The sequence below is a fragment of the Streptomyces sp. NPDC044061 genome (assembly GCF_056434305.1).
In genome coordinates this window covers 1-1868 of sequence record NZ_JBWKFL010000162.1, presented here as the reverse complement: position 1 = coordinate 1868, position 1868 = coordinate 1, and the positions used below count along the sequence as shown (strand labels likewise).

At 70.3% G+C, this 1868-nt stretch carries 1 protein-coding gene; it reads right to left on the bottom strand.

The features are described from left to right. Positions 1–1848: dihydroxy-acid dehydratase (gene ilvD, locus AC07CM_RS50810; RefSeq protein WP_478883343.1), on the bottom strand; the 1848-nt coding region annotated here is incomplete at its 3' end. Between the last annotated feature and the right edge of the window lie 20 nt (positions 1849–1868).

Sequence of the window (1868 nt, the reverse complement as noted above, 5' to 3'; positions counted from 1 at the left end):
CAGCTTGCTCACATCGCGCACCGCGCCCTTGTCCGCGCTGGTCGCCATCGCGGCGTAGGCGCGGAGGGCAGCGGAGACCTTGCGGTCGCGGTCCTTCGGGGCGTACAGACCGCCGAGGGCCTGCTCGCGCCGAGCCAGCTCCGGCTCGTCGACCAGCAGCTCGATCGTGCGGTTCGGGATGTCGATGCGGATGCGGTCACCGTCCTGGACCAGGGCGATGGTGCCGCCGGAGGCCGCCTCCGGGGAGGCGTGGCCGATCGACAGACCCGAGGTGCCGCCGGAGAAGCGGCCGTCGGTGATCAGCGCGCAGCTCTTGCCCAGGCCGCGGCCCTTCAGGTACGAGGTCGGGTAGAGCATCTCCTGCATGCCGGGCCCGCCCTTGGGGCCCTCGTAGCGGATGACGACGACGTCGCCGTCCTTGACCTCGTGGGTGAGGATGCGCTGGACGGCCTCCTCCTGGGACTCGCAGACCACGGCCGGGCCCTCGAATGTCCAGATCGACTCGTCGACGCCGGCCGTCTTCACCACGCAGCCGTTCACGGCCAGGTTGCCCTTGAGGACCGCGAGGCCGCCGTCCTTGGAGTAGGCGTGTTCGGCGCTGCGGATGCAGCCGTTCTCGGCGTCCTCGTCCAGCGCCTCCCAGCGCTCGGACTGGGAGAAGGCCTCGGCGGAGCGGACGCAGCCGGGGGCCGCGTGCCACAGTTCCAGGGCCTCGGGGGACGGGGAGCCGCCGCGGACGTCCCAGGTCTTGAGCCAGTCGGACAGGGAGGGGCTGTGGACGGCGTGGACGTCCTCGTTCAGCAGGCCGGCACGGTGCAGTTCGCCGAGCAGGGCGGGGATGCCGCCGGCGCGGTGCACGTCCTCCATGTAGTACGTGCGGTTCTTCGCGACGTTGGGCGCGACCTTGGCGAGGCAGGGGACGCGGCGGGAGACGGCGTCGATCTGCTCCAGGCCGAACGGGACGCCCGCCTCCTGGGCCGCGGCCAGCAGGTGCAGGATCGTGTTCGTGGAGCCGCCCATCGCGATGTCCAGGGCCATGGCGTTCTCGAAGGCCTGGAAGGTGGCGATGTTGAGCGGCAGGACCGTGTCGTCGTCCTGCTCGTAGTAGCGGCGGGTGAGGTCCATGACCGTGCGGGCCGCGTTCTCGTACAGGGCGCGGCGGGCGGTGTGGGTGGCGAGGACCGAGCCGTTGCCGGGCAGGGAGAGGCCGATGGCCTCGGTCAGGCAGTTCATCGAGTTGGCGGTGAACATGCCGGAACAGCTGCCGCAGGTCGGGCAGGCGTTCTCCTCGATCCGGAGGATGTCCTCGTCGGAGATCTTGTCGTTGACGGCGTCGGAGATCGCGTCGACCAGGTCGAGGGTGCGCACGGTGCCGTCGACCAGCGTGGCGCGGCCGGACTCCATCGGGCCGCCGGAGACGAAGACCGTCGGGATGTTCAGGCGCAGGGCAGCCATCAGCATGCCCGGGGTGATCTTGTCGCAGTTGGAGATGCAGACCAGGGCGTCGGCGCAGTGGGCCTCGACCATGTACTCCACCGAGTCCGCGATCAGGTCGCGGGAGGGCAGGGAGTACAGCATGCCGCCGTGGCCCATGGCGATGCCGTCGTCGACGGCGATCGTGTTGAACTCGCGCGGGATGCCGCCCGCTTCCTTGATCGCCTCGCTGACGATCCGGCCGACCGGCTGCAGATGGGTGTGGCCCGGCACGAACTCCGTGAAGGAGTTGGCGACGGCGATGATGGGCTTCCGGCCGATGTCCGCACCGGGTACACCGGAGGCGCGCATAAGGGCGCGGGCGCCCGCCATGTTGCGGCCGTGGGTGACTGTGCGGGACCTCAGCTCGGGCATCGTCGCTCGCTCCTTCGAAG